The sequence below is a fragment of the Halobellus rarus genome (genome assembly GCF_024494595.1).
Taxonomy (GTDB): Archaea; Halobacteriota; Halobacteria; order Halobacteriales; family Haloferacaceae; genus Haloquadratum; species Haloquadratum rarum.
Genome location: NZ_JANHDI010000013.1, coordinates 53417 through 79831 on the forward strand (window position 1 = coordinate 53417; position 26415 = coordinate 79831).

General features: G+C 66.3%; 27 protein-coding genes. 13 read left to right on the forward strand and 14 right to left on the reverse strand.

The window, feature by feature from the left end; translation table 11 throughout:
- Positions 1-7: 7 nt before the first annotated feature.
- The 8 genes from NO876_RS15140 to NO876_RS15175 all read right to left on the reverse strand — a co-directional run bounded on the left by NO876_RS15140 (position 8) and on the right by NO876_RS15175 (position 7029).
- Complete coding sequence (locus tag NO876_RS15140) at positions 8-871, reverse strand: ATP-dependent ribose-1-phosphate kinase (protein ID WP_256422505.1); 864 nt, start codon at positions 869-871, stop codon at positions 8-10.
- Between the two features lie 83 nt (positions 872-954).
- Positions 955-1320, reverse strand: coding sequence for an ArsR/SmtB family transcription factor (locus NO876_RS15145; protein WP_256422506.1), 366 nt, complete (start codon positions 1318-1320; stop codon positions 955-957).
- Positions 1321-1644: 324 nt separating this feature from the next.
- Positions 1645-1956 (reverse strand): DUF7521 family protein, encoded by a 312-nt coding sequence (locus NO876_RS15150; RefSeq protein WP_256422507.1) that lies wholly within the window; start codon positions 1954-1956, stop codon positions 1645-1647.
- Position 1957: 1 nt separating this feature from the next.
- On the reverse strand, positions 1958-2329 hold the full coding sequence (locus NO876_RS15155) for an ArsR/SmtB family transcription factor (RefSeq protein ID WP_256422508.1): 372 nt from the start codon (positions 2327-2329) through the stop codon (positions 1958-1960).
- Positions 2330-2781: 452 nt separating this feature from the next.
- Positions 2782-3969, reverse strand: a complete 1188-nt coding sequence (locus NO876_RS15160; RefSeq protein WP_256422509.1) for a LolA family protein — start codon at positions 3967-3969, stop codon at positions 2782-2784.
- Between the two features lie 154 nt (positions 3970-4123).
- The gene (locus NO876_RS15165) at positions 4124-4945 is read right to left on the reverse strand and encodes a DUF63 family protein (protein WP_256422510.1); all 822 of its coding nucleotides are present in this window, start codon (positions 4943-4945) and stop codon (positions 4124-4126) included.
- A 156-nt stretch (positions 4946-5101) separates the two neighbouring features.
- On the reverse strand, positions 5102-6358 hold the full coding sequence (locus NO876_RS15170; RefSeq protein WP_256422511.1) for a hypothetical protein: 1257 nt from the start codon (positions 6356-6358) through the stop codon (positions 5102-5104).
- Positions 6340-7029, reverse strand: coding sequence for a hypothetical protein (locus NO876_RS15175; RefSeq protein ID WP_256422512.1), 690 nt, complete (start codon positions 7027-7029; stop codon positions 6340-6342). Before NO876_RS15175 ends, NO876_RS15170 begins: the two co-directional genes overlap by 19 nt.
- A gap of 91 nt (positions 7030-7120) precedes the next feature.
- On the opposite strand from NO876_RS15175, the gene deoC reads away from it, so the two are divergent.
- Complete coding sequence (gene deoC, locus NO876_RS15180) at positions 7121-7771, forward strand: deoxyribose-phosphate aldolase (protein WP_256422513.1); 651 nt, start codon at positions 7121-7123, stop codon at positions 7769-7771.
- Positions 7772-7937: 166 nt separating this feature from the next.
- Here the strand turns inward: deoC and NO876_RS15185 are convergent, their stop codons facing one another.
- Positions 7938-8111 carry a DUF5786 family protein gene (locus tag NO876_RS15185; protein ID WP_256422514.1) on the reverse strand — a complete coding sequence of 58 codons (174 nt, stop codon included), beginning with the start codon at positions 8109-8111 and terminating at the stop codon, positions 7938-7940.
- A gap of 248 nt (positions 8112-8359) precedes the next feature.
- On the opposite strand from NO876_RS15185, the gene NO876_RS15190 reads away from it, so the two are divergent.
- From NO876_RS15190 to NO876_RS15215, 6 genes are all read left to right on the forward strand, one after another.
- Positions 8360-9520: a PAS domain-containing response regulator gene (locus tag NO876_RS15190; RefSeq protein WP_256422515.1), complete on the forward strand. Its 1161-nt coding sequence runs from the start codon at positions 8360-8362 to the stop codon at positions 9518-9520.
- Between the two features lie 61 nt (positions 9521-9581).
- Positions 9582-11462: a PAS domain-containing sensor histidine kinase gene (locus NO876_RS15195; RefSeq protein WP_256422516.1), complete on the forward strand. Its 1881-nt coding sequence runs from the start codon at positions 9582-9584 to the stop codon at positions 11460-11462.
- 201 nt (positions 11463-11663) lie between these two features.
- Entirely contained in the window at positions 11664-13004 is a 1341-nt protein-coding gene (locus tag NO876_RS15200) for an FAD-dependent oxidoreductase (RefSeq protein WP_256422517.1), read from the forward strand.
- Between the two features lie 241 nt (positions 13005-13245).
- Complete coding sequence (locus NO876_RS15205; RefSeq protein WP_049987241.1) at positions 13246-13440, forward strand: cold-shock protein; 195 nt, start codon at positions 13246-13248, stop codon at positions 13438-13440.
- Between the two features lie 227 nt (positions 13441-13667).
- Positions 13668-14423: a hypothetical protein gene (locus NO876_RS15210; protein ID WP_256422518.1), complete on the forward strand. Its 756-nt coding sequence runs from the start codon at positions 13668-13670 to the stop codon at positions 14421-14423.
- An 81-nt stretch (positions 14424-14504) separates the two neighbouring features.
- Entirely contained in the window at positions 14505-15797 is a 1293-nt protein-coding gene (locus tag NO876_RS15215) for a glycosyltransferase (protein ID WP_256422519.1), read from the forward strand.
- A 50-nt stretch (positions 15798-15847) separates the two neighbouring features.
- On the opposite strand, the gene NO876_RS15220 is transcribed toward NO876_RS15215, so the two are convergent.
- Complete coding sequence (locus NO876_RS15220) at positions 15848-17428, reverse strand: spermidine synthase (protein WP_256422520.1); 1581 nt, start codon at positions 17426-17428, stop codon at positions 15848-15850.
- Positions 17429-17866: 438 nt separating this feature from the next.
- Between NO876_RS15220 and NO876_RS15225 the strand changes: the two genes are divergently transcribed.
- Positions 17867-18301, forward strand: coding sequence for a universal stress protein (locus NO876_RS15225; protein WP_256422521.1), 435 nt, complete (start codon positions 17867-17869; stop codon positions 18299-18301).
- A 75-nt stretch (positions 18302-18376) separates the two neighbouring features.
- On the opposite strand, the gene msrB is transcribed toward NO876_RS15225, so the two are convergent.
- From msrB to NO876_RS15240, 3 genes are read right to left on the reverse strand one after another with little or no spacing between them, the layout of a single operon-like run.
- Positions 18377-18784, reverse strand: coding sequence for a peptide-methionine (R)-S-oxide reductase MsrB (gene msrB, locus NO876_RS15230; RefSeq protein ID WP_256422522.1), 408 nt, complete (start codon positions 18782-18784; stop codon positions 18377-18379).
- Positions 18785-18840: 56 nt separating this feature from the next.
- Positions 18841-19254, reverse strand: coding sequence for a DUF8057 family protein (locus tag NO876_RS15235; protein ID WP_256422523.1), 414 nt, complete (start codon positions 19252-19254; stop codon positions 18841-18843).
- Between the two features lies 1 nt (position 19255).
- Positions 19256-19960 (reverse strand): RAD55 family ATPase, encoded by a 705-nt coding sequence (locus NO876_RS15240; protein WP_256422524.1) that lies wholly within the window; start codon positions 19958-19960, stop codon positions 19256-19258.
- Positions 19961-20105: 145 nt separating this feature from the next.
- On the opposite strand from NO876_RS15240, the gene NO876_RS15245 reads away from it, so the two are divergent.
- From NO876_RS15245 to NO876_RS15255, 3 genes are all read left to right on the forward strand, one after another.
- Positions 20106-21263, forward strand: a complete 1158-nt coding sequence (locus NO876_RS15245) for an NAD(P)/FAD-dependent oxidoreductase (RefSeq protein WP_256422525.1) — start codon at positions 20106-20108, stop codon at positions 21261-21263.
- Positions 21264-21353: 90 nt separating this feature from the next.
- The gene (locus tag NO876_RS15250) at positions 21354-22133 is read left to right on the forward strand and encodes a CehA/McbA family metallohydrolase (protein ID WP_256422526.1); all 780 of its coding nucleotides are present in this window, start codon (positions 21354-21356) and stop codon (positions 22131-22133) included.
- 143 nt (positions 22134-22276) lie between these two features.
- Positions 22277-23395: a hypothetical protein gene (locus NO876_RS15255; protein ID WP_256422527.1), complete on the forward strand. Its 1119-nt coding sequence runs from the start codon at positions 22277-22279 to the stop codon at positions 23393-23395.
- Positions 23396-23467: 72 nt separating this feature from the next.
- Here the strand turns inward: NO876_RS15255 and NO876_RS15260 are convergent, their stop codons facing one another.
- Positions 23468-24436 carry a VOC family protein gene (locus NO876_RS15260; protein ID WP_256422528.1) on the reverse strand — a complete coding sequence of 323 codons (969 nt, stop codon included), beginning with the start codon at positions 24434-24436 and terminating at the stop codon, positions 23468-23470.
- Positions 24437-24656: 220 nt separating this feature from the next.
- On the opposite strand from NO876_RS15260, the gene NO876_RS15265 reads away from it, so the two are divergent.
- Both NO876_RS15265 and NO876_RS15270 read left to right on the forward strand, forming a co-directional pair.
- Complete coding sequence (locus NO876_RS15265; protein WP_256422529.1) at positions 24657-25337, forward strand: helix-turn-helix domain-containing protein; 681 nt, start codon at positions 24657-24659, stop codon at positions 25335-25337.
- Between the two features lie 159 nt (positions 25338-25496).
- A complete protein-coding gene (locus NO876_RS15270) occupies positions 25497-26399 on the forward strand; it encodes a Vms1/Ankzf1 family peptidyl-tRNA hydrolase (protein ID WP_256422530.1) in 903 nt (300 codons plus the stop codon).
- Positions 26400-26415: the final 16 nt, after the last annotated feature.

Genomic DNA, 26415 nt, shown 5'->3' on the forward strand with positions numbered 1-26415 from the left:
CGATTTCTCACTCGCCGAGGAACGCCCGGACGTCCTCCCAGGTGAGGGACGTCCGCGCGCCGGGGGCTTTCGACGCCAGCGCCCCGCAGGCGTTCGCGACTGCAAGGGCGCGGTCGTCGCCCGCGCCGCCGACGTTCGCGGCGATGAACCCCGCGGCGAACGCGTCGCCGGCGCCGGTCGTGTCGACCACCTCGATCGGATAGCCGGGGTGAGCGGTGCGGCCGTCGCCCCGTCGGATCTCGGCCCCGTCGGGACCGTGTTTGAGGACGAGCGTCTGCGCTTCGAGGTCGAACGCGTCGAGGGCCAGCGCGGCCTCCCGGTCGTTCAAGAAGAGGTAATCGACGGACGTGATCGCGGGGCCGTACCCCCGCTGATCGATCCGTCGCCCGGGATCGAAACTCACCGGGACGTCGCGTTCGCGGGCGCGCTCGGCGAGGCGGATCGCCGTCTCGGGAGCCTGACTCGTCATGTGGAGGTGGTCCGCGGCGGCCAACGCCGACTCGGGGAGGTCGTCGGCCGCGAACGACTCGTTGGCCCCCGAACAGCCGAGGACCATCACTTCGCCGGAGGGTTCGACGATGATGTACTTCGTGGTGGTCTCGGCCTCGGAGTCGGTGACCACTTGGTCGACGTCGACGCCGGCGCCGGCGAGTTCCTCGCGCGCGGCCCGCCCGTGTTCGTCGTCGCCGACGCTACCGAACAGTACCGGACCGACGTCGAGGTCTGCGAGTCCGGTGGCCACGTTCGCGGCGCTGCCGCCCCCGCCGGAGCGTCGAGAGTCGACCGCGACCTCGCCGTCCGGATCCGGCAGCGCCTCGACGCGGAGGGTCACGTCCCAGTTCACGTGGCCGGCACAGATGACGCGGGGCATGTCTCCGAGGGGAAGCGGGCTAGCGACAAAAACGCTCGGACGAACCGAAGGCAGCGTTGCGCGGTCGGCGGCGTCGATCGGTATCAATCAGCGGCCGGATCTCCCGACCGAGAACCGTCCTCGAACCGGATGACGAGCCGATCGATCAGTAACCCGTACACGGTCATTTCCCTCCCTTTCGGCGAATACCACGTGTCGACCGGCTCGACGAACCCGGCCTCGCAGAGGCGCTCGACGTGATACCTCGTGTTTTGAAGCGACGTCTCGACCGTTTCGGCGATCGCAGAGACCGGCTGTGGTTCCTCCCGCAGAGTGCTGAGAATCGCGTGGGCGGTCTCCGAGGCCAAGACGGAAAGCACCGTGCCCGATCCGCTTCCGTCGACGACGATCTCGGTTCGATTCCGCGGTGGGTGATCGACCGATCGACGGGCAGGTAGCAAACCCGACATCGGTCACCTGCGCGGGGTGCCCGCGTTGCGGGAGTCAGCTGACGTTTCAGCGCGCGGAACGACCGGTCCGGAACGCCGGCCGTTCGACTGATCGCACGGAGGGTCGCTTGAATTCCACCGAACGTCCAACATACGATCGTCTGCGGACCGCACCCACAAGAGACGGTATGCACAGTTTCTCGCTCCGAAACCACCCCGACTATTTATCGGGGATCGACGTGGCAGTCCGTGCCTCTCTATCCGCGGGGACCCCAGGCTGGACTCGAAGAGCGCTTTTTCGACCTCGAAACGGCGAGCGTTCTGCGGTGGCGATAGCCGACAGGCTCACTCCCGAGCGTGGAGCGAGTACGCGATGAGAAGGACCCCGAGAAACTGCAGGGCCCGCGTCACGAGTGTCAGTGGACGCTGGTACTGCAGGCCGAGGTATCCCTCCCGGAGGAGCAGTGATCCGCCGAACGCGATCCCGAACGCGACGGTGGTGAGCAAGAGCAGGCCGACAGAGAGCGCCCGCATCGTTCGACTGTCGTGTCGGCGGTAGCCCCGGTACGCCTGGTAGCCGACGTATCCACCGACGAGTGTCGACCCGAGGGACAACGCGCCGATCAGCCAGTCGATGACGGCAGCCAGTGGGAACATCTCAGAGGTCCTCCCACATCCTTGCGAAGCGATCGGCGGGGTCGGCCTCGCGCTCCCCCGGGAAGGACTCGGGTTCGCGTCGCGTCACGTCGGCCTCGAAGGATCCGTCCTCCAGTTCGACGGAGAACGCCGCGAGCGTCGCCGCGTAGACGCTGTAGTGGTTCCCGTCGTCTTGTATCTCCGTGCGTTCCTCGATGAGATCGTGGTCCCGTAGCCGTTCGACCCGCCGATACACTGTCGGTTTGGACATCTCGCACTCGTCGGCGAGTTGCTGTGCAGACATTGGATTGACACTCGTTGCAGCGAGGATCGCCCGGGCGTACTCGTCGCTGAGGACGTCGAGAACGTCACCGAGTGCCGGGTCCTCACTCACGTATCGACTGAATGATCGCCGGTGAAATAAAAAGCCCCACAGATTTCTCTCCCAGAAATTCCGCGCGACGAGTGTCGTGAGCGTGGGTGCCCGTCCCTGTCGGACATATCCAGCGGGTGCCCGTCCCTGTCGGAGGTGCCGAACCGGCTCGATGCGAGACCGCGAACGGGAACTCGACGCCGGAGCGGGCGGTTTCGGAGAGCGAAGTTCCGGCGGAGGGCGCAGGAACACGTCAGCGGGGGTGCGGTGACGACGGAGACATCGACGACGGGCGAAAGGGGGGCACAATCGGTCTCACCGCCCGGCGTCCGTCGGCTGTGTCCATCGCACTCGACGGGAGGGAACGGCGGGAGATATAATGGCGGGCGCAGTTTCCGAGTCAGAAGTTCCCGACGCGGACGCGGCCGGAGGCGGATCGAGTGCGTCGTTGCGGCTCGCGAGAGCGAAGGCGCTTACCCGGCTGGACAGCCGATCGACTGACCCACCGCGATCAGCCGCTCCGTCTCGATACCCGTGCCGCGCACCGTGTATCGGTACCGGTCGCACGCCCACGACAGCGAGGTCGTCGGCCCGCGATCGAGCGTCGCCGGCCGGCCGTCGATCGTGAGGTCGCGCTCGTCCCCGTCGGGCGCGTAGGTGAAGTTGTACTTGGCGACCGTGAGTCGGCGTCCCTCGGTCGCGTACCGGAGTCCGACCCCCTCTACGCGCCCGGTCGTACGAGTGGCGTACGTCAGCGTGAACTCGGACGGGACCGACGGCTCCGGAACGGCGATCGAACTCCGAGCGGAGAGCCGAGCAGCGCTGCGATACCACTCGGTGTCGGGGGTTTCGAGCCGCTCGAGTGTCGTTCCGGGGCCGAAGTCGGGACGGAACGCGGCCGCCGGGACCGACGCGTCGAACGTCACGTTGGTGTAGGTGGTCGTGACCGACCGCCGAGTTCCGTCGGCGGTCCACGCGGTCTGCGTGCGGAGCGGATAGAAGCGTTCCGTGTCGAGCCAGAGTCGCTGTCGATACCCCTCGTCCGTGTGGTTCGCAGTCGGGGTGACGCTGAGAACGTAGGCCTCACGGTCGTCGACCGAGGTCGTCTCGACGTACTCGACGGTGTACTCTCCGGTAGCGCCAGGGGTTGGCTGCGCGCCGTCGCGCCGCGGTACGACCGGAAGCGGTGCGACGCCCGGTTGCTGTGGTCGCCCGGACGGATCTGTCAGTCCGGCTTCCGCGACGAGTCGCTGGAGCCGGCCGGGCAGCACCGATCTCGTCGGCGGTCCGGTGAGGTTGACGACCGTGACGGCCTGCCGGTCGCGGTCGTAGAGCCACAGGACCGAACCGTTGGAGACGCGCCGCTCGTAGCGGTTTGATCCGGCTCGGCGAAACCTGACGCGCTCGCGGTCGGTCCCGGGAACGAGCGTCACGTCGGCGACGGAGCGCGTGGCCGCCGTCCCGTTGGTCCGAACCACGACTGAGCGGGTCGCTGTGAGGGTGTCAACCGAGTGGTATCGCTCGCTCACGTTGGCGCTTACCTGTGGCTCGTTGTCGATCACAGCGGCTCCCGAGGCCCAGACGAACGCGGAGAGGGCGACGGTGAGCAACAGCAGCACGACGAATGTGCGCCGGCTACGTGGAGGGACGTCGTCGATCATACGCGGGGGGCGTGATACAATTACTCGCTGCGGTTGCTAGCAGATAAATACCGCTGATTCCGCCAACGGAAGTCATCCCCCGAGGCGGGAAACGCGGGGCGAGACGGCCGCCGGCGACACGTCGCTCACGCGCCGGGCGGCGCTACCGCACCGCTCACGCGGGCGCGCTGATCGTGAACAACAGGACGTTGTGCGTCGCCGGTCCGAACCCGACGGCCGCGACGAAGCCGAGCAGCAGCCGCGCCTCCGTCGGGTCCGTCTCGACGAGGTCGGCGAAGAGCCACACCACGAGCGAGGCGACCGCGATCTTGACCAAGACGAACAGCCACCCCGACCCCAGCATCGGTTCGGTCGGTAGCCCGGCGGCGAAGTCGACGATGAGCCGCGAGAGCGGGGTTCGCTCGCCGAACCCCAGGAGATCGATCCCGGCGGCCGTCGAGACGCCGTCGAGAACGTGCGCGAAGACCGCGAAGGCGCCGAGCGCGCCGGTGGCCCGGGTCTCCGGAGCGACGCGGGTGAGCGCGAACCAGACGACGGCGGCGAGGATCGCGGCGACGACGAGGCTGCCTGCGGGGACGACCGGAGACAACGTGCCCGCGGCCGCACCGACGGCGAGGACGCGGACGACGGCGACGAGCGCGAGGACGCCGCCGACGAGCGCGAGGGCGCGGGCGACGCGGTCCGCGTTGAGGACGGCGTCCGCGACGAGCCAGGCACCGACGGCGGCGACGGCCACGGTGACGTACACGGCGGGCGTTCCCGCGAGCGGGCGAGCGAGCGTCGGGAGCGCATCCTCGACGTAGAGGACGTGCAGTGCGGACCCCAGGGCCATCCAGGGCGCTAAGGCGAGGACGCGAGCGGTCGTGACTGCCGGACGTCGTCGGAGCGCGGCGCGTGCGACGACCGCGGCGGCGGCGAGGAGCGCCACGAGGTACGTCGGGGGCGGTAGCGCGAACCCTTCCGGGAGTATCGCCATACTGGCGGATCCGGACCCGCGGGCAAAACGGTACCGAACCGGTCCGACCCCCGCCCCGAGACGAACTCGGCGTCGGGAATCCGGGACCAACTCGACCGCGGAGGTCCGGGGCTCATTCGACGGCAGAGACTCGCGACGACCGCGGGTGCCGACGGCTTACTCGGGTGTCCGGCATTTCTGCCGGATCGGGTTCATCACGAGCCAGACGGTGAGTACCGACAGCACGAGGACGAGAGTCACCGACGAGACGACGTAGGCGAGCGTGATCCGCTGGAAGACCATATTTATGAGTTGGCCGGTTCCGACGATCACGCCCAGGATACCGAAGGCCGACAGCGACACCTGTTTTCCGGCCTGATACCGCATATCTCGACGTATCTGAATACTGTCGCCGACGCTGATGTTCAGGTTGTCGCGCTCGGTGCTCGGGATCCGGACGGACAGCGACTCCTCCTCGCCGTAGGAACTGTCCGGCGTGGCCTCGGGTTCGAGGTCTGTGTCCTCCTCCCAACCGGACTGACAGCGGACGTTGCGCCGTCGCTTCTCGTCCCGCAGCCAACTCAGGAGCACGCGGTCGTTCTCCTCGATGCCGAGCCCCTTCATCGCGTCCTCGTTCATCCGGACGACGTTTCGGCCCTCGTCCCGGTCGTACCCCGGCAGGACGCGGAAGTTCGAGTAACTGTAATCGACGAACCGCCGGCCGAGCCACTTCGAGGCCCGTTCCAGGATTCCCTCCGCCTCGTCGACTTCGGTGAGTATCCGGAGTCTGACCTCGTTGGTGTCGCCCTCGTCTTTCGAGTCCACGCGGAGGAGCTTCCGGGTGATGCCGTTGATCCTGATCGTGTTGTCTTTCCGGCCCTTGTGATCGTACGTTTCGATCGGCAACTGGATTCGAGCGCCCGTCTTCGGGTTGATCAGTTCACAGACGTCGCCCCGCTGCAACGCGTCCGTATCGTCCATGTCGCCCGCGGAGATGTATCCGGCGAGCCCTTCGGTCGTGATGTCGCGATCCTCCTGCTCCCACGCCGAGACGCGGTGGACGGTCAGGTCGTCCAGCGTCTCCGTGTCGCACTCGCGGATCACGACCTCCATATTCTCGTCCTCGTCGCCGTCGTCCGGATCGAGGCCGATCTCCCGCTGGAGCCTGGTCCGGATGCAGGCCCACGGCCGACCCTCGTCCGTCGAGAACTCCGCGACGTCGTGATCGTCGCTGAAAGCGATGATCTGCGCCAGTGTCCCGTCGGCGTCCGCTTGCGGGGCGGACAGCTCGACGTACTCGTACTCCTCGGTGTCGTCCAGCCCCGAGAGCGTCGACTGCGGGACGATCGCCGCGTACCGGAACTTGTCGCCCTCTTCGAAACAGTGGTTCCGGAAGTCCGAAATCGTCTTCGAGACTACTCTCGCACCGTCCACGCTGAATCACCCGAGATCTCGTCGTTCTCCGCGACCGTGTTGAAATCGGTCGCGTCAGTCGAGTCGTACGCGGTTTCGTACGTGCTCGCACAGAAGTCCCTGTAGAACTCCGTGGCCACCGCCGAGCCGTACGTCTCTCCGATCATCATAATGCCGTTGACGATCCGGCTGTGATACGTCCCGTTTCGCGGTTTCTCCGCGGTGATGTCTGCACTCTCGGCGCTGTTTGCGAACAATCGGACCTCCGAAATGTCGGTGACGTCGTACTCGTCGAAGCGGTCCGGATCGACGTAGTACTCCAGTTCCGGGTCCCGAACGCCGGTGTAGTCGTACGGGGTCTCCGTCTCCCTGATCTGGTTTTTCTCCTCCGCGGTCAGCCCAAATACGAGGACGCCGTTGATCCAGTCGTCGGGATCGTCGGTCCGGACGGCCTCCAACATCGTCCCTCCCCGATCGGATTCGAGCGAGTAGTACCGGCGGAATCCCCGTATCTTCGCGGGGACGTACACGATGCGCTCCCGTCGCTCCTCCCACTTCTCCAGGGCGTTCGCCCTGACGTTCCGCTCGGTGTTGCCCTCGTAGACGTCGTCGAGCGTCGGATCGACGTTCTCGAACCTGGATATCAGACTCGTCGGGAGGATCAGACTGCCGTACCCAAATATCGGTGTCATTGATCGAGCGTCGTCTCCGCTTGTGTTGTCGGCTGTCGTACTTCACTATTGCGACCCCTCGCTTTTTCTCGCTCGGTGTCCAGGTGACGGTATGAACAGAACGGAGTTCGCCGCGCGCATCGACCACACGGTGCTGGGGCCGACGACGACGCTCGATGCCGTCGAGACCGTCCTCGACGAGGCGGAGGCGTACGGGATGAACGCCTGCATCCCGCCGTGTTACGTGCCGGAGGCGGCGGCGTACGCGCCCGACGTGACGCTCGCGACGGTCGTCGGATTCCCGCACGGCCAGCACTCGACGGCGGCGAAGCACGGCGAGGCCGTCGACGCCTGGCAGTCCGGCGCGGACGAGGTGGATATGGTGCTCAACGTCGGTCGCCTGAAGGCCGGCGAGGACGAGGCCGTCGCCGCCGACGTCGCGGAAGTCGTCGCGGCGGTCCCCGTCCCGGTGAAAGTCATCATCGAGACGGCGCTGCTGGACGACGAGGAGACGCACCGCGCCTGCGAGGCGGCCGCCGACGCCGGTGCCGACTTCGTGAAGACGTCGACCGGATTCGCCGACGGCGGGGCCACCGTCGCCGACGTCGAACTGATGGCGGAGTACCTGCCGGTCAAAGCCAGCGGCGGGATCGGATCCTACGAGGAGGCGACGGCGATGCTCGACGCGGGCGCGGAACGGATCGGCGCGTCGTCCGGCGTCGAGATCGTCGAGGGGTTCCCGGACGAGGACGACCCCCGATGAAACAGTAGCGGCGGTCCGGTCACGGAACCGATCGACGCTCGGGCGAACGGGTTCACGACAGTCGAGGAAAGAGGTCGCTACTCCCCCCGGGCCGAGAAGAGAGGTCGTTACGCCACCAGGGGCGGAACGGCGCGTCGCGCGCTCGCGGCCGGTCGTCGCGACCGCGCTACTCCTCGCGCATCTCGCCGAGCCGGTCGACGAGCGCGTCGGTGTCGACGTCGGATTCGACGTTGACGTCGCCGTCGTGGTCGTGCTCGTGGACGTTGACCGCCTCGCTGTCGTCGTCCTCCTCGGTGGTCTGCTCCTTTTGCTCGGATTCGTCGTAGCTTCCAAAGCCCATACCTCGTGGTGCCGCCCGCCGTAGAAGAAACGCACGAAGTGCCGGAGGAACGAGTGAGCGTGACAAGATAGCACACCGACACCTCAATATGCGTTTGTGTATTCCGCGATCGCCCCAGCGTCTCATCGGGTCTGAGAGCTCGCCTCCGCGGAATATTTCGACAGCGTAGATTCGTCTCGCGATTGTGTATGTGAGTGGATGACATTTCAATAGCCTTTTGATACGGTGTCAGAGATTCCGACACACAAATGACCGTGAGAGAGGGGGCCTCACTGAATCATCTCGACATCGTCGCCCGGGGGGCGGCGATTACGGTCCTGCACGTCGACGACGACGCGGCCTTCGTCGATCTGGCCGCGACGTTTCTCGAACGTGAGTCGAGTTCGATCCGAGTGCTGACCGAGACGACCGTCGAAGAGGGACGGGCCGCCCTGGACGAACACGACGTCGACTGCGTCGTCAGCGACTACGATATGCCCGGACAGAACGGCCTGGAGTTCCTCGAAATCGTCCGCGAGCGGGACCCGGAGCTCCCGTTCGTGCTCTTCACCGGGAAGGGTTCCGAAGAGATCGCCAGCGAAGCGATCTCGGCGGGCGTCACCGAGTATCTCCAGAAGGAGCGTGGGACCGATCAGTACGCCGTGCTCGCGAACCGGATCGAGCAGGCGGTGAAACGACGTCGGGCCGAAGAGGAAGTCTACCGCGGGTTCCTGGCGATAGAGTCCGCACGGGAGGGGATCGGGATCATCGGCGAGGACGGCACCTACCGCTACGTGAACCGCTCGTACGCGGAGGTCTACGACAGAGACCCGATGGAACTCGTCGGCGACCACTGGGAGAAACTCTACCCCGAGGAGGAGACCGAACGGTTCCACGACGAGATCCTGCCGGCGCTGGAACGGCGCGGGACCTGGGTCGGCGAATCGGTCGGCGTCACGAAGCACGGCGAGCGGGTCCCCGAGCGGCTCGCACTCACCGAGATGGACGACGGTGGCCACGTCTGCATCGTCCGCGACATCTCCGACCGGAAGGCCCGGGAGCGCGAACTCCGCCGCGAACAGCAGTTTCTGCGCACGGTACTGGACGCGCTCGGCGACCTGTTCTACGTCTTCGACGAGGACCTGAACTTCCTCCGCTGGAACGACCGCGTCGAGGAGGCGACCGGCTACTCGGGCGACGAACTCGAGGAACTGTCGCCGCTGGCCCTGTTCGACGACGACGCACCACGCGTCGCCGACGCGATCGAGACCGCGATCTCCGATCGTCGGCAGGTCACCGTCACGGCCGAACTCTCCCCGAAGAACGGGGAGAGCCGGGAGTACGAGTTCACCGGATCACCGATAGAAGACGACGGTGAGTTACTCGGCATCTGCGGGATCGGACGGGAAGCGACGGACGACGGTCACTGATCGAGGCACCGGTCCGCGCGGACCGAAACGTTTTGAGGTCGTTGCCCCTCGATCCGAGTAGATGAGTGTCGACTCGAAGCGACGGATCGTCGGTGGCGGTGCGCTCTCGACGCTCGGAGCGTTACTCGCCACCGTCACGCTTTTCGACGTCTACGAAGATTTCGCGCTGCAGGGCGATCCGCTGGTTCTCACCCTCGTCGAGAACTCTCTGCCGCTGGTTCTCAATCTCGGACTCGTCGCCGCGGGCCTGCTCCTCGTCAGCGACGACTCCGTCCCAGAGGAGTTCGTCACGCGCTCGACGGCGTGGAGCGTTCTCGGCGCGGTGTCGCTGTTCGGGATCACCGGCTGGGTGTACTACTTCCAGGTCGCACAGGGGCAGATCAAGCCGCACATTCTGTTCAGCCACGTCGTCTCGATGGGCGCCGTCGCGGGGCTCGCGGTCGGTTTTTACGACGGCCAGCGACGCGAACGCGAGGAGCAAGTCGTGACCGAACGCGATAAGATGATGGCGCTGTTCGAGAACAGTTCCGACTGCATCGCCGAGATCGAGTTCGTCGACGACCGGCCGCTCGTGCGCGATGTCAACCCCGCCTTCTGTGAGACGTTCGGGCTCGATCTCGACGCTGTCCGGGGAAGATGCATCGACGACGTCATCGTCCCCAGCGAGGACGAAGGGATGGCAGGCGTGATCAGCGAGCGAGCGAACCGCGGCGACCAGTTCGAGATCGACGGCCTGACTCGGCGGACTGCCGGCGGCGAGGTCCGCGTGTTCCGGTTGCAGGCGATACCGCTCGACGCCACGTCCTGGGCCGCCGACGGGTACGCCGTCTACACGGACGTCACCGCCGAACACCGGTACGAGGAGCGGATGACCTCACTCCACGAGGCGACGCGGGAGCTGATGACTATCGGTTCGATCGAGGGGGTCGCGCGAACGGCCGTCGACGCCGCCGAGGCGATCCTCAAACTCGACTTTACCAGCATCCACCAGTACGACAGCGAAAGGGAGGCCCTCTGTCCGGTCGCGCACACCGAACGGATGGACGACCTGATCGGTGCACCACCGACGATCCGTGCGGGCGAAGCCATCGCGTGGGAAGTCTTCGAGAGCGGGACGCCCCGCTACGTTGGTGATCTGAGTGCCGAACGCGGGGCGTACAACGACGACTCGACGCTGGCGAGCGAACTGATCGTCCCGCTGAACGGGTTCGGCGTCCTGCTGATCGGTGCACAGAGCCCGCACGCGTTCGACGAGTCGGACTTCTCGCTCGCAAAGATCCTGGCCGCGAACGTCGAGGCCGCGATGGAACGCGCCGAACGCGAGGCGCGGCTCCAACAGCAGAACGAGCGGCTCGAGACGTTCACCAGCATCGTCTCCCACGACCTCCGAAACCCGCTCTCGGTGGCCGATGGCTACCTCGAACTGGCCCGCGAGGGCGACGAGGCGGCGCTCGTACGAGTCGAGGACGCGCTCGACAGGATGGAGGAGTTGATCGCGAACCTCCTCGAACTCGCTCGCGAGGGCGCGTCGGTCGACGCGGTCCGTTCCGTGGATCTGGCGGCGGTCGCGCACGGTGCGTGGACGAGCACGGCGACGGCGGACGCCACGCTTCAGATCGACACCGCAGCGGAGATCGAGGCCGATCCGGACCGACTGCAGCAGTTGTTCGAGAACCTCTTTACGAACGCGGTCGAGCACGGCGGCGACGACGTCACCGTCCGCGTGACGTCGGCCGACTCGGGGTTCGCCGTCGAGGACGACGGCCCCGGAATCCCCGAGGAGGACCGAGAAGACGTCCTCGCACACGGGTACACGACCGACGCGGACGGGACCGGATTCGGACTGGCGATCGTCAACGAAATCGCCGGGGGACACGGGTGGCAGATGACCGTCGAATCCGGCCGATCCGGCGGCGCGAAGTTCGTCTTCGAGACCGAGTGAGGACGGCGACGCCCGTCCTCCTCGGGACCCCCCGTGGTACCGCCGCGGCGCTCTCACGACGATCCGCCACGGCGTCGCTCCCGGAGACGCCAATTCCGTCGAAAAACCACTTCGTCGATCGTCTAACCGCCAGTCGGAAAAATATGGAGTTATCCCGCTGGAGTGCACTCGACGAGGTAGACACCCTCACAGGAATCGATTATGTCTGGAAAGTACGATCTCGTTATCGTCGGCGGCGGCATCAGCGGGGCATCGCTTCTGTACACCACTGCGAAGTTCACGGACATCGATTCGATCGCGCTGATCGAGAAGGAGTCCGAGATCGCGGCGATCAACTCCCACCACACGAACAACTCACAGACGCTTCACTTCGGAGACATCGAGACGAACTACACCCTCGAGAAAGCCGAAGGCGTCAAGACGGGCGCGGAACTGCTGGCGGGGTATCTGGAGAATCACGACCCCGACCGAGAGATGCACGCGAAGCGAAGCAAGATGGTGCTCGGCGTCGGCGGGGAGGAGGTCGACAAACTCGAACGCCGGTACCACGAGGAGGGCTTCGGCGACCTCTATCCGAAACTCGAACCGATCGGTCGCGATGAGATCGGCGAAATCGAGCCGAAGGTCGTCGAGGACCGCGATCCCGACGTAGAGATGCTCGCGTTGCAGACGCCGGACGGCTACGTCGTCGACTACGGCGAGACCGCGAAGTCGATGGTCGAGAATGCGCGCGAGGAGGCGAACGTCGACGTGTTCACCGACACGAAGGTCGAAGACGTCACGGAGAACACCGAAGGCTACACGCTCACGACCGGCCGTGGTCCGTTCGACTGCGAGGTCGCGGTCGTCGCCGCCGGCTCCCACAGCCTCCAGATCGCGAAGGAATTGGGCTACGGCGAGGATATGGTGTTGCTGCCGGTCGCGGGGAGCTTCTTCCTCGCCGACGATCTCCTGAACGGGAAGGTCTATACGCTGCAGATGAAGAAACTGCCGTTCGCGGCGGTCCACGGCGACGCCGACGTCCACGACGGGAGTATCACCCGCTTCGGGCCGACGGCGAAACTCGTCCCCGCACTGGAGCGCGGTCGCGTCTCGACGGTCAGTGATTTCCTCGACGTGTTCGGACTGAACGCCGCGTCTTTCCTCAGTTACGCCAATATCCTCGCCGATCGGATCCTCCTCCCGTACGTGCTCACCAACCTCCTCTACGACGTGCCGGAACTCGGGCGGCGGGCGTTCCTCCCGGAGGTCCAGAAGGTCGTCCCGAGCGTCGAACTCGACGACATCGAGCGCGCGAAGGGTTACGGCGGCGTCCGACCGCAGATCGTCGACACGAGCGAGCGGTCCCTCGATATGGGCGAGGCGAAGATCGTCGGCGACGACATCATCTTCAACATCACGCCCTCGCCGGGAGCGTCGACGAGCCTGAAGAACGCGATGCGCGACACCGAGACGATTCTGGAGTTCTTCGAGGAGGACTACGAGTTCGACGAGGACGCCTTCCGCGCGGAGACGATCGAGAACTTCCCACGCGGCGCGTAGCGACCGAAAAGACGCTCGCGGGGGACTGCCCGGATACGGTCGGAGGCAGGCTTTCGAAACTGGGGGTTCGGTCGGATTCGAATCGCCATCCGTCGAACAATCTTCGTTCTCCAGCCGGAACCGACCACACACGAGAACGTTCACTGTGTTCTCCGACACCGAGACAGTTGTGTATCAGAGGCAGTCTTTTGAAAACGAATACCGAAGCCTTATGCGTTCCTCGGGCGTCCGTCTATCTGCAATGGCAAACGGTACGGTTGATTTCTTCAACGACACAGGCGGCTACGGTTTCATCGAGACAGAGGACGCGGACGAGGACGTGTTCTTCCACATGGAAGACGTCGGCGGCGAGGACCTCACCGAGGGAACGGAGATCGAATTCGAGATCGAACAGGCCCCCAAGGGCCCCCGCGCGACGAACGTCGTCCGCGTCTAATCCGGTTCTGACCGTCGCCGTCTCGGCGACGCACGATCCGCGATTTTCCACCAAATTACGCCCGAGAGCGACAGCCGTAGAGCGCACGCGGGCTTGCTGATTCCCGTCCCGGCAGCGACGCACGAACCGGTCGAACCAGCGCGAACCGATCGGACCGCGACGAGCGTGTCGGCACATAATCGTGACAACCGGTAATATATTTACCACGCATTCGCTCGATCCACAGTGTGAGCGTTTCTGTCACAGGCACGATTCGCGGGATGGCGAACAGAGCGAACCCAGTCTTCGGCGCGGGTGCGGTCCTGATCCCGATTGTCCTGTTCGTCGCCGCGGTTCTGTTCGGTACTGTCGAGCAGTTGACGTACGTCCACGTGATGGCCGGCGTGCTCTGGACGGGCATCGACCTGTTTATGGCGATGGTTCTCGGTCCGGTTCTCGGCGGCCTCGACGTCGAGAAGCGAGCGGCGGTCTTCCAGCGGTTCACGCCGAAGATGGCGTTTCTGATGCCGACGCTCGCCTTCACGACCATCTTCGGCGGGATGGTGTTGGCTGCGCAAATGGGATTACTCCCCGGTCTCGCCGCGTGGGGCGGACTGTTCTCGGTCGTCGCGATGGGACCGGCCTTGCTGGCGGTCGGCTACCAGTTCGACGCCTTCACCGACTGGCGATGGCTCGCGCTGTTCGCGGTCGTCGTGGGAGGCGGCGCCGCGTCGCTCGTGACGAATCTCGGCACGTTCGCGGTCCCGGCTGCACCGATCCTTCTCGCGCTCGTCATCGTCAGCGTGCTCACGATCACCGGGTTCGGGATCCTGCTGCCCGGCGAGGCGCGGATGTACTTGGAGATGATCTCCGAGGACCCCGACGCCGATCTCATCGGCGCGATCGGGATGCGGAACGCGAAACTGAGCGGCGTGCAGGGCGTCCTGCAGCTCAGCATCGTCGCGGTGATGGTGTACATCCGCTGGGGCGGGTTCGGCTTGTAACTCGGGCGCGCGGGATTCGGACCTCGAACCGCATCCACCAAAAGATCCATATCTGCCGATCCGAACATCCCCACAGAGCCAATGCCACCGACGATAGCCGTCGCGCACTACCCCGAAGGTGCGGGACACGCGACGCGGATGTTAGCCATCGCCGAGGCGATCGACTCCGCCGGCGGGTCAGTGCGGATGGCGGGTGGCGGTGCCGGACGTGAGTTCGTCGCACTCAACGGCTACGACGAGTTCGAACCGACGAACGTCGACTACATCGACGCGTACCAGAACGGGTCGCTGTGGCAGGCCACAAAGCGAAGTCTCCCGGCGAGTCTCGGCCGGATTGCGGACTATCAGGCGTGGCTTTCGGCGACCGAACCGGACGCGCTGGTCACCGACGATATGTTCGCCGCGATGGCAGCGACCCGCTGTGACGTCCCGCTGTACGTGCTGAAACACGATATGCCGGGCCTGTACGACGACTTCGCCGAACGGGCGGGGGCGCGGTTCCACACCCTGTTTCAGCTTTCGGCCGCCCGGGAGTTCTTCTACCCGGTCGTCTGGCCGGAGTCCTCGGCGGACCCGAAGGACGCGACTCGGATTCCACCGGTCGCGCTGGACGGCGAACCGCCGGTCGAAGATCACGCCGACGTCGTCGTGGTGCCGAGTCACTACTCCTCGCTGTCTCGGGTTTCAGATCATCTCCGGCGGCAGGGATACGACGTCCTCAACGTCGCCGACGAGGGCTGGTCGCCGGTCGAATCACTGCTGCCGTACATCCGCGGGGCCGACGTCGTCGTCTGTTCGGGATACTCGACGGTTATGGACGCCGCCGTCGCGGGGACGCCCTGTGTCGTCCACCCGGCGACGGACGAACAGGACGCCGTCGCCGACTGGCTGGACCGGTTCGACGTCACCGGATTCACCGTCGCGCCGGAGCCGATCGACGTTCTGGACGCCGTCGCCGCGCCGCCCGCATCCCCAGAATTCCCGAACGGCGCGAGGTTCATCGCACGGAAGGTGTTGCTCGACTTGCGAGATCCGGACCCGTACGCGACTCCGACTCCCGACCAGTCTCCCGCCGCCGACCCCGACGTCGAGGCGACCTCACGGCTCCGGTCGACCGCCACCATCCCGACGCTCGCGGCGGTGTGCCTCGCGACGACGACGAGCGCCGTCGCACCGTCTCGTATCGGCCGGAAAATCCGAACGACCGCGACTCGGGTCGCCGGTGGAGGGAAGCGGGCGGGCAGGTTCGCGATCCGCTCGGGCAGTGGTCTCGCGGCCGCGCTCAGAGACGGTCTCTCGGCCGCGGTAGAGGAGGGTCGCGGTTTTCTGGGCCGGTGCCGACGCTCGGTTCCCGGAGGCGTCGGCTCGCCGTAGGTCCCGGCGCGTGGCTTCGAGCGCGTTGATTCCGCGCTTCTCGAGGTTGCTTACGCCGTCGCGGTCGCTACGCTCGTTCCGTTGGACTCGTTCGCGCGGACGCGGACGTACCGCTGCCCGACCGCTCCGTCGAGGAGGCTCTCGACCGGCGCGCGGTCGTCTCTGAGTACGGGCACGTCGTCGGTCGGTTCGTCGGTTCGATACGAGGACAGATCCGACGAGAGATCGATCCCGATGTCGCGACGCTCGCTGCGGGCCTGCAGCTCCTCGCGGGTGAGAAGGGTCCCGTCCTTCGTCGCGACGACCTCGATGTTCTGCACGACCGGGCCGCCGGCGGTCGGGAAGCTGTAAACGCGCGGGAAGGCCTGCCGCATCGTCTTGTACTGCGCGCGGTAGAACTCCGAGGCGGGCCCGCTGGGCGCGGAGATGACGTTCGCGACGAGAACGCCGTCCTCGTCGAGGCGCTCGGAAGCGAGTCGCATAAACTCGACCGTCGTCAGCTGAAACGGCACGTTGTCCTTCCGGTAGGCGTCGAGGACGACCACGTCGTAGGTGTGATTCGTCTCTTCGAGGTACTGGCGACCGCCGCCGACGTGGACGTTCATCCGTTCGGAGTCGGGGACGCCGAAGTGCTCGTCGGCGGCGTCGACGACCGCGGGGTCGAGTTCGACGACGTCGACGGTGACGTTCGGGTACTGCTCGTGGAAGATCCGCGGGCCGGTGAAGCCGCCGCCGCCGACGAACAGGACGCGGTCGACGTCGTCGGCGCTGTCGGTGAAGAGCAGCGACGCGTGGAAGTAACGGGTGTACTCGAAGACGTGTCTCGTCGGGTCGTCGAGGTCCATCGCGCTGTGCGGTTGGCCGTCGAGGTACAGCGTCCGGGTGTCGCCGCGGTCGACGACGCGGAGTTCCTGGTAGGCGGTCTGCTCCGCGTGGACGACGTCGCCGCCGACGCCCGGGCCGAGGCCGCCGGTGGCCGTCGCCACGACGAGAGCGAGGGCGACGACGCCGACGCGGATTCCGGTCGTTCCGTCGAGGTCCGGTGCGGCGACCGCGGCCGCCGCGAGGACCGCGGAAAGCCCGAGGACGAGGCCGATCTGCGGCACCGACAGCAGCGGCACGAGGAGGTAGGTCGTCGCGAACGCGCCCACGATGCTCCCGACGGTCCCGACGGCGTAGACGTGGCCCGCGGTCGCGCCGACGTCGCCGCCGGCCAGCTCGGCGGCGTAGGGGCTCACGTATCCCAGGAGGTACGTCGGCGGGCCGAAGAGAAGCGTGATCGCCGGCAGCGACGCGAACTGGCTGGGAAGCGGCAACACGCCCGTCGACTGGACGACGAGGTCGCCCAGGAGGACGACGCCCGCGACGTAGAGCGCCGTCGCCAGAAAGACCCCGACGAGGCGGCTGTGGGAGGCGTTCGTCGCCGCCCGCTTCCCGCCGCGGTGGTAGCCGAGGCTGAGCGCGGCGAGGAAGACGCCGATGATGCCGCCCCACGTGTAGATGCTGTTGCCGAACTCGGGGGCCAGGATCCGACCGGCGAGGATCTCCAGACCCATGCTCGTGACGCCCGAGACGAACACGGCCGTTTCGGGTCGGGTCGGCCACCGTTCCGGGAAGAACCGCGGATCCATCGCTCGTAGCGAAGGGCGGGAGCGACTTCAACGCCGCGGCTGTCTGACCGCGGAATTGGAGGCTCTGGGCGCGGCCCGGCGGAACAACGTCCATCCCGAAGTGGCGAACAGTCGGCACCCGCTCGCGACGGCGTCCTCGCCAGCGGCGCGGTCGGTTTCCGCAACGCCGACCGCGTCGTCGCCGTCGCTCCCCGCGTCGACGTGCCGAGCAACCGCGGCCCGACGCGGGGCAGTCTCTACGTCACGGGGACGCTGGCCGCCCAATCAGATATAAACGCCCGGGCCTGTTCGAAGCCAGACACCCCTCAACTCGAAGCGTGTTTTTCGATCGAGATGAAGGGGGGGCGAGAGCTTATCGAGGGGCGCGAAGACGGACGGATTGGCGAACCGAGAAAGGAGGATATAGGACCCCGGAGGTGAAACGTGCGACAGAGCCATATGTTCGGAAGAATCTTGCTGCCGACGGACGGGACGGACTCGATGGATGCAGTCGTCCAGACCGCAGCCGACATCGCCGACCTGCGCGGGGCCGACGTCCACGTCCTCTACGTCATCGACGACAGAGCGTTCCTCACTCTGCACGACGAGATGAAGACCGACGTGCTCGCGGAACTGGAAGGCGAGGGCGAAGCCGCGACCGATCGGGCCGCGGCCCGGCTGCGCGAGGCCGGAATCGAGGTCACGACGGCGATTCGCGAGGGCGACCCTGCGGACCAGATCCTCGCGTACGCGGAGACCATCGACGCGGACCTCATCACGATGGGCACCCGCAGCGGCGATTACACGAACAACCTGATGGGAAGCGTCTCCCAGAAGGTCGTCGCGCGGTCGACGACGCCGGTTCTGACGACGAACCTGGCGACGGAGGAGTGAGAGTCGAAAACGTAGGCTCGGCCGTCCGGACCGGTCGATTACACCCTCGGACGTGTCGACGTGACGCCGACGGGGTCACTCCTCGGCGTCGAAATCCAAGGCGGCCGAGTTGATGCAGTAGCGTTTGCCGGTCGGCTCCGGACCGTCGTCGAAGACGTGCCCCAGATGGCCGCCGCAGTTCCGGCACAGGACTTCGACCCGTCGCATCCCGTGTCGCGTGTCGGTCCGGGTCTCGACCGCCTCCTCGTCGGCGTCGAAGAAGGAGGGCCACCCGGAACCCGAGTCGAACTTCGTCTCGCTGTCGAAGATCGGGGCACCACAGCCGGCGCACCTGAACGTCCCGTCCTCGTGGACGTCGAGGTACTCGCCGCTGAACTTCGGTTCGGTACCGCGCTCGCGCAGTATCTCGTACTCCTCGTCGGTGAGCCGTTCGCGCCACTCGGAGTCCGACGTCGGGAGCTCGTCGTCTGTGTCGTGTTCCATACGCCCCGTTGGAGCCGAAGCGGCAAGAACCTCTCCCCGAGCCTCGCCTGGTCGCCCTACTCTTCGCGCGTGAGGAACGACGGCAACCGGAGTCGTTCGAGGTCGTCGATATCGAATCCGTCGAGCAGCGGCGGTTGCCCGACCGCGTCGGGCACGTCGTTCGAGTGACGGTCGGTCTGGAGCGACTCTCGTGACGGGGCGGGTGAGTCCGATTCCTCGACGAGGACTTCCCAGGTCTCCTCGGCGCTCTCGTGGTGGGGATGTTCCTCCTGAACCTCCCGTTTCCCCTCCTCGAACGCCAGATCCAAGACGCTTCGTTCGTAGGCGCTCGACGCGAGTGCCCGGATCCGCGAGCGCTCCTCGGGGAATCGGTGCCCGAGTTCCGTCGCGATGCCGAGCGCGTACATCCGGCGGATCGCCTCCTCGCCCGACAGCGAGTCCCAGCCGGTGTCGAAGGCGCGTTCGTACATCTCAGAAGTCCACGCGTTTCGTCGGATCGACGACGAGCCCCTCGTCGGTGAAGCGCAGCGACCGGATATCGCAGTCGATGTCGGTCCCGCGCATCTTCACGACCTGTATCCCGCGAGTCATACCGGTCGCCTCCAGGTAGTTGTGGAAGAAGACGACGCCGTGGGCGAGAAAGTGCTCGTCGGAGTACGCGCTCGGGTCGGTCATCTCCGAGATGAGAAGCGTCGTCGCGTCACAGCCCTTCAGCGCGGTGAGAAACCGCGCCATCTCCTCTTCGCCGTCGGTGAAGAAGAGCTCGAGGAGCATCGTCGAGTCGATCACCAGCCGGTCGATGTCGCGGGAGTTCACGAACGCGACGATCTTGTCCGTCAGGCTCTGAACGCTGGAGGGGCTCCCGCTCGACGACGACTGGCTCAACAGCCGCTTGCCCTTCTTGTTCGCCAGGTTGACGAAGCGGAACTGCTCGGAGGCCGCGAGCGTCTCGAAGCCGAACTCGTAGCTGGACATGTCGTTGACGAGTTCCTCGCGGGACTCGTGCATCGTGACGTAGAGGCAGTTCTCCCCGTTTCTGAGCCCCTCGGCGACGAACTGGGCGGTGAAGGTCGTCTTCCCGCTCCCCGGCGGACCGGAGAGCACGTACAGGCGTCCGGGAAGAAATCCCCCCTGAATCAGGTGATCGAACCCGCTGACGCCGCTCGGTATCCGCATAGTGGAATCTCGAAGGACGCCCGTAAAACGATTCCGGGCCGATTCTCAGCTGTCGTAACGAGGAGCGGGATCCCGACGGGTTCTCCGAGTTGACGCGACGGGCTCGGCCCGAACGGTAAAGCCCGTCCGGGACTGCCCTCCGAACGTGACAGACCGAGTCGAGGACGAGGCCGCCACACGCATCGGCATCGTCGGCGCGGGTGCGGCGGGCGTCGGAGCGGCGTACGCGCTCCGCGACGCCGACGCTTCCGTGACCGTCGTCGAGAAGAGCGGTGGCGTTTGTGGCCGTGCGGCGACGCGCCGGAAGAACGGGTGTCGCTACGACCACGGCGCGAACTACCTGAAGGACGCGGACCGACGGACCGAAGCGCTGATTCGCGAACTCGGCGACGACGGCCTCGCCGAGATCGACGAGCCGGTCTGGACGTTCGACGGGCGCGGCGAGATCACTCCCGGCGACGGCCGCGACTCCCGGAAGTGGACGTGGACCGAGGGGATCACCCAGTTGGCGAAGCGCCTGCTCGCTCGAACCGACGCGACGGTGCACCGGCGGACGCGGGTCGTCGAGATCGAGCGCCAGGTGGGGGGAGCCGCGGCCGACGAGACCCTCCGCAACGGGGCGGCCGACAGGACTGGAAGCGACGGGGAGGCGACCAGTTCAGAGGAACGACGAGCGCGCGGACGCGCGTGGACGCTCCTCGACGCCGACGGGAACCGCCACGGTCCGTTCGACGCGCTCCTCCTGACGCCGCCGGCACCGCAGACGGCCGCGTTGCTGCGGACGAGCGAGTGGGACGACGGGCGGATCGGTCCGCTCGCCGAGGCCGCCGAAGCGGTTCCCTACCGGACGATCCGAACGGTCGTGCTCCACTACCCGTTCCGCGACTCCTCCCCGTGGTACGGCCTCGTGAACACCGATCGGGAACACGCCATCGGGTGGCTGTCACGCGAGGAGTGCAAGGCCGGTCACGTCCCCGACGGCGAGAGTCTCCTGATCGTCCAGATGAGTCCCGCGTGGTCGACGGAGCGGTACGACGATCCGCTCTCTGCGGTCGCTGACGACGTCGCAGACCGGGTCGCGGCACTGCTGGGGGACGAGCGGTACCGCGATCCGGACTGGATCGACGATCAGGGCTGGCGCTACGCGCTCCCCGATGCCGCGGTCGACCGAGACCCGATCGAACGCGTCGAGGACGCGGGACTGTACGTCGCCGGCGACTGGGTCGTCGGCGAGGGCCGGGTTTCCGAGGCGCTCTGGAACGGCCACGGCGTCGGCGAACGGATCGCCGTGGACCTGCAATAGGATCGGGCGTCGACGACGGCTTCCGCCGCGACTCCCCGCCGGCCGACGCAAGCAGACAGGCTTTACTCTCGTCGGTTCCTACGCCTGCTCGTGTCGCTCACCGTTAGAATCGATCCGCACGTCCACTCGGACGCCTCCTACGACGGGGCGGATCCCTCCGAACTGCTCTTAGAACAGGCCGCAGAGATCGGTCTCGACGCCGTCGTCGTCACCGACCACGACGTCATCCACGAGTCAGTTCGGGCGGCGGAGTTGGCCCCGATGTACGGCCTCGTCGGGATCCCGGGCGTCGAGGTCTCGACCGCCGACGGGCATCTGCTCGCGCTCGGTATCGAGGAGATGCCTCCCCGGCGCGCCCCGATGAGCGAAACCGCCGAGTGGGTCCGCGAACGCGGGGGCGTCGCGATCGTTCCCCACCCCTTCCAGCGCAGCCGACACGGCGTCCGCAAGAGCCGGCTGCAGACCGTCGATCCCGACGCGATCGAGGTGTACAACTCCTGGGCGTTCACGGGGTGGAAGAACCGGCGAGCGCGCCGCTACGCCGACACCTACGGCTATCCCGGCGTCGCCGGCAGCGACGCGCACAAGGTCGGCTACGTCGGCCGCGCGTACACCGAGATCGAAATCGACGACGTGACGCGCGCGGAGTTGACGGCCGACGTCCTGCTGGACGCGATCAGAGACGGATCGACCCGCGTCGAGGGGCGTCGGACGCCGATTCCGACGTCCGCCCGCCACTACGCCGGCGCGGGTGCTAGAAAGAGCGGGTTCTACGCGAAGTACGGTGCCTACCGGAGTGGTGCGCTCGCGAAGACCGGTGCGCTCGAAGCCGCGCGGATGCTCTATCGGATCTCGCCGCTGTCGGGGTAGTTTCGGGCGTCAATCTCGGTCGTGGGGAAGCGATCCGATTGCGACCGGGTAATGCGAACGCTTGGCGAGCGCCGTTGCGCTTCCGCTCCAAGGTGAACGATTATACGACGGTGGGAACAACTCCCCCCACGCGAGTGACGGATATGCCGGGGGAGATACCGAGGTACGGCGAGCGGCTCTGGATCGAGATAGCGGCAGACCGGGTGACCACGGCCGTCGATGGAATCGGTCCGCGGTTCGAGACACTACCGGGAGTCGAACGGCTGGGAGCCGTCCCGCGACCGTATCGCCTCGTCGGGGCCGTCGTCCTGTTCGACATCTTCGTGTTGCATTCGATCCAGCAGCTGACGGTCGGGTCGAACACGGTCCTCGATAACCCGTCGTGGTTGGCACTGCCGGGAACGGTGCTCCTGGCGGTCTTCATGAACCGATACGCACGAGACCGATACGACAGAGCGTGTCGAGAGATCCGGATCGAGACGCGGACCGCGTCGGGGTCGACGGAATTCCAGCGGTTAGTTCCCCGTCGGTTCAAGCGCGCGCTCCTCGCTGTGACCGTCGCCGGGTACTACGCCTATATGATCCTCTCCGGAAGGATCCCGACGATCATCGAATACGAGGGGTTGGCGGGGCTGTTCGGGTGGCTGGTCATCATCCCGTTCGCGTACGCGCCGATACTGCTCGAAACGGCGTCGATCTACCTCAGTCTGCACTTCTCGCTGCCGCGGCGCTTCGAGCGCGCCGACGTGAAAATCTACTACTTCGACCCGCACAACCTCGGCGGGCTCCGTCCGATCGGAGAGCTGCTCAAACACTCGTTTTATCTGTACGTGATCGCCCTGGTGGCACTCACCGTCCTGCTGTACGCCCCGTTTCTGTTCCCTGATGTGCTGTACACCCCGTATCAACCGCCGGAGTGGTTCATAACGGGCGTACTCACCGCGTTGTGGGCAATCGGCGTGTTCTCGATCGGATTCTCTCTCCTGACAATACACAGATATATGCGAGATCGACGGCGGACGGAGTTGCAGTCACTCGAATCTCGGTTTCACGAACTGGTCAACGACCCGTACAACGTGCGGGACGCGCTGGAGGACAACGAGGAACTGGAACGGTTCGAGCGGGAGCAACACCGGATCGGACAGGTCCGCGAGACGAGAGAGTTCCCCGCGACGACGGCGATGTGGCTACAGATTCTCATAAGCGGCGTGGTGCCGCTCGTCATCCAATGGGGAATCCGATGGCTCGACAGCGTGCTCTGAGACCGGTAGTGCTCCACTCAGCGCCACCCACCCGTCGTAAAAGAGCGTAGCAGACCCGTCGAAAACCGCGTTTCAGACGTAGTCGATGCCGTCCCAGGTGGGGCCGCCGCCGTGCCACTGGTGGTTGGTCGGGCCGCCGAGGGTCTCTTCCTTCCACTCGATCGGCTCCCAGTCGGGCTCGAAGTTGAGGTAGCCCGGGCCGGCGAACAGCTCCAGGCGGAGGCCGCTGGCGGGGTCTTTGACGTACATACAGTCCGCGCGGGTGATCGCGTGCATCGCGGGACCGTCGCTCCGGTTGTTGATTTCGATCCCGTGCTCGCTGCAGATGTCGCCGGCGGTCCAGAGGTCCTGGAGGCTGTCGAGGTGGTAGGCGACGTGATGGAACTGCGTCGGGTCGTCCTCGGGTTCCCGGTGGATCGCGATGTCGTGCGGGAGCGGCGTAACGGCGTACCACCAGCCCCAGTACTCTCCGTTCTCGGCCTCGAATCGCTCGTTTAGCTGGAAGTCCATCGTCTCCCGCAGCCACTCGTCGTGGTCGAACGCGTTCTGACCGGGGTCGTTCACGTGGATGTGGTCGATCCGCCGCGGCGCGATCCGGTTCCCGACGGACTCGCTGTAGACGCGGTTTCTGAGCCCCGACCGCTGGCCCTCGGGGGCGTCGGGCTTCTCGACGTCCCAGTAAAACTCGTAGTTGTGGCCGAACTTCTCGACGCGAATCGCCTCGCCGATGCCGTTCTCCTCGCCCGCCTCGACGTAGGTGATCTCCTCGCCCTCGTCCTCGAACTGCTGTTCGAGTTCGCCTAACGCCTCTTCGCTGGCCGTCCGGAACGCGAAGTGGTCGACGCCCTCCTTCCCGCTCTCGGTGAGGCTGAGCGTGTGGTGCTCCCAGTCTCGCATCCCGCGGAGATAGGCGGTGTCACCGTCGCGTTCGGTGACCTGCAGTCCCATCACCTCGTTGAAGAACCACAGCGATTCGTCGAGGTCGGGAGTGTGTGCCGCGACGTGTCCGAGCTTTGCAACGGGAGAGTTTCGTCGTTTCATATGAGTTTGATCTGGATCGTTCCGCAACCGGTGGTGGTAGTCGTCACTCGACGAGCGTTGTTTCACCTGGAAAACCAGTATAGAACCACCCCGTATTTGCGGGTGTTTTATAAATCACCGATCGCGAAAGAGGTCCGTATCCTCGGGCCTCGCGGGTTGTCGCCGCGTCAATGTTGCGACCCCCGAACGATTCTTGCCCCCGCGACGCGTCTCACCGGCCGTGAGTGGGATCCGAGCGGAGATCAGCGTCGAATCGCCCCCGGACTGTCCGGCAGCGACGGCCGCAGAGGCGGCGGGAGCCGCAGCCACGTCCGTCACCAAATCGGTCCCCACGGACCCCGGCGAGGCGGTGACAGAGGAGTTCACACTGGAGGGCGACCGGCCGCTGGTGGCCGACGAGACTTCGGGAGACACAGGAGAGCCGCAGGGTTCGGATCTGGAGTTCGAGGAGGTGTTCTCCTACGGTTCAGAGCGCGTGTATCGGTTCGAGCGGGCGCAGGACCGAACGTGCTTTTGCGAGTGTATCGAGCAGTTCGGCTGTCCCGTGCGCGACGTCCATTCTCGCGACGGATCCCTGACAGTGAGTTTTCACGCGCCCGACGTCGATACGCTCCGGTCGGTCGTCGCGCGCCTCGACGACCGGTGGTCCGACGTCTCCGTGCGTCGGCTCGTCCGGTCGGATGCCGGCCGCGAGGGCTCGGATCTCGTCTTGGTCGACCGCGGCGAACTGACCGAACGCCAGCGGGAAGTCCTAGAGACCGCCCACGAGATGGGGTATTTCGAGTATCCGAAGCGGGCGAACGCCGGCGACGTCGCCGACGAACTCGGCGTCGATGACTCGACGTTCGTCGAGCACCTCTCGGCCGCACAGGGCAAGCTCCTCTCGTCGATCCTCTCGTAACCGTCCGCTCGTAACCGCCCGATCGCGGTCGATCGATTCTCCCGGAACCCGGTCGCACTTCCCGCAGCCTCTCTGTCCGGCCCGGAGCGGCGTCTGATCGATGACTGTCGCCGTCGACGGACGACAACCGCTAAGTGACCCGCGGCCGCGCGTCGAGGTATGCTCGACGAGTTGCTCGGTCGCGCGGAGCTCAAAGCGCGGATCGAGGAACTGGAAGAAGAGAAGCGTCACCTCGAACGCCGCGCGGCGGCCGAAGAGGAGCGTCGGTCCGAGGCCGCCCGGGAGCGCCAGGAGGCCGAAGCCGAGGTCAACCGACTCGAAGACAAGATCGAGGGCCTCGAAGAGCGCGTCGAACGTCTCTCCGCGACCGACGACGTCGACGTCGCGTTCCGCGGGACCGAGCAACTGCGGGGGGACCGTCGCGACGAGGTTCTCGCGCGCCTGTCGTCGTTCGAGACCGGGGCCGAAGGCGCGCTGACCGCGATGGTTCACGACGACGTCCCCAGCGCCGTCGCCGAGACCCTCGGCGAGCGGTCGGCGCTCGTCCGCCGGGCCGCCCCGTGTCTGGTCTGTGTCGACGACGCCGGCCTCGTCGCCGCCGCGCTCGACTCGCCGACGCCGCCCGCGGCGTTCGACGAGTGGGGTTCGGGGTTCCGGATCGACCGGTCGTGGTTCGCACCCGTGGATCCGACGTGGGTCGCGCTGGTGCGCTCGGACCTGTTCGCCCTCGGCGTCTACGACGGCGAGTCGGTGTCGCTGGTCGACGAGGTGGAATCGGACGTGATGGGGACGCACTCGAAGGGCGGGTTCTCGCAGGCGCGTTTCGAGCGTCGGCGCGACCAGCAGGTCGACGAGCACCTCGACCGGGCGCGGGAGGCCCTCGAAACCCACGTCGGACCACGCGAGGACCGCGACCTGATCGTGCTCGGCGAGGGGACCGTCCTCGGGCGGTTCACGGACCTCGCCGACCGGACCGCGACCGTCGATGCCACCGGCGAACCGAAAGAGGCGCTCCAGAGTGCCGTTCGAGAGTTCTGGACGGTTCGACTCTCGCTTCTGTGATTCGGGCCGATCGCTC

Bases quoted from the DNA above. Each gene is read 5' to 3' on its own strand.
- NO876_RS15200 (WP_256422517.1), top strand. From the start codon at position 11,664: ATGTCTGGAAAGTACGATCTCGTTATCGTCGGCGGCGGCATCAGCGGG.
- NO876_RS15260 (WP_256422528.1), bottom strand. From the start codon at position 24,436: ATGAAACGACGAAACTCTCCCGTTGCAAAGCTCGGACACGTCGCGGCA.
- NO876_RS15235 (WP_256422523.1), bottom strand. From the start codon at position 19,254: ATGTACGAACGCGCCTTCGACACCGGCTGGGACTCGCTGTCGGGCGAG.
- NO876_RS15215 (WP_256422519.1), top strand. From the start codon at position 14,505: ATGCCACCGACGATAGCCGTCGCGCACTACCCCGAAGGTGCGGGACAC.
- msrB (WP_256422522.1), bottom strand. From the start codon at position 18,784: ATGGAACACGACACAGACGACGAGCTCCCGACGTCGGACTCCGAGTGG.
- NO876_RS15255 (WP_256422527.1), top strand. From the start codon at position 22,277: ATGCCGGGGGAGATACCGAGGTACGGCGAGCGGCTCTGGATCGAGATA.
- deoC (WP_256422513.1), top strand. From the start codon at position 7,121: ATGAACAGAACGGAGTTCGCCGCGCGCATCGACCACACGGTGCTGGGG.
- NO876_RS15150 (WP_256422507.1), bottom strand. From the start codon at position 1,956: ATGTTCCCACTGGCTGCCGTCATCGACTGGCTGATCGGCGCGTTGTCC.
- NO876_RS15195 (WP_256422516.1), top strand. From the start codon at position 9,582: ATGAGTGTCGACTCGAAGCGACGGATCGTCGGTGGCGGTGCGCTCTCG.
- NO876_RS15140 (WP_256422505.1), bottom strand. From the start codon at position 871: ATGCCCCGCGTCATCTGTGCCGGCCACGTGAACTGGGACGTGACCCTC.
- NO876_RS15220 (WP_256422520.1), bottom strand. From the start codon at position 17,428: ATGGATCCGCGGTTCTTCCCGGAACGGTGGCCGACCCGACCCGAAACG.
- NO876_RS15270 (WP_256422530.1), top strand. From the start codon at position 25,497: ATGCTCGACGAGTTGCTCGGTCGCGCGGAGCTCAAAGCGCGGATCGAG.
- NO876_RS15185 (WP_256422514.1), bottom strand. From the start codon at position 8,111: ATGGGCTTTGGAAGCTACGACGAATCCGAGCAAAAGGAGCAGACCACC.
- NO876_RS15225 (WP_256422521.1), top strand. From the start codon at position 17,867: ATGTTCGGAAGAATCTTGCTGCCGACGGACGGGACGGACTCGATGGAT.
- NO876_RS15190 (WP_256422515.1), top strand. From the start codon at position 8,360: ATGACCGTGAGAGAGGGGGCCTCACTGAATCATCTCGACATCGTCGCC.
- NO876_RS15240 (WP_256422524.1), bottom strand. From the start codon at position 19,960: ATGCGGATACCGAGCGGCGTCAGCGGGTTCGATCACCTGATTCAGGGG.
- NO876_RS15205 (WP_049987241.1), top strand. From the start codon at position 13,246: ATGGCAAACGGTACGGTTGATTTCTTCAACGACACAGGCGGCTACGGT.
- NO876_RS15165 (WP_256422510.1), bottom strand. From the start codon at position 4,945: ATGGCGATACTCCCGGAAGGGTTCGCGCTACCGCCCCCGACGTACCTC.
- NO876_RS15160 (WP_256422509.1), bottom strand. From the start codon at position 3,969: ATGATCGACGACGTCCCTCCACGTAGCCGGCGCACATTCGTCGTGCTG.
- NO876_RS15175 (WP_256422512.1), bottom strand. From the start codon at position 7,029: ATGACACCGATATTTGGGTACGGCAGTCTGATCCTCCCGACGAGTCTG.
- NO876_RS15145 (WP_256422506.1), bottom strand. From the start codon at position 1,320: ATGTCGGGTTTGCTACCTGCCCGTCGATCGGTCGATCACCCACCGCGG.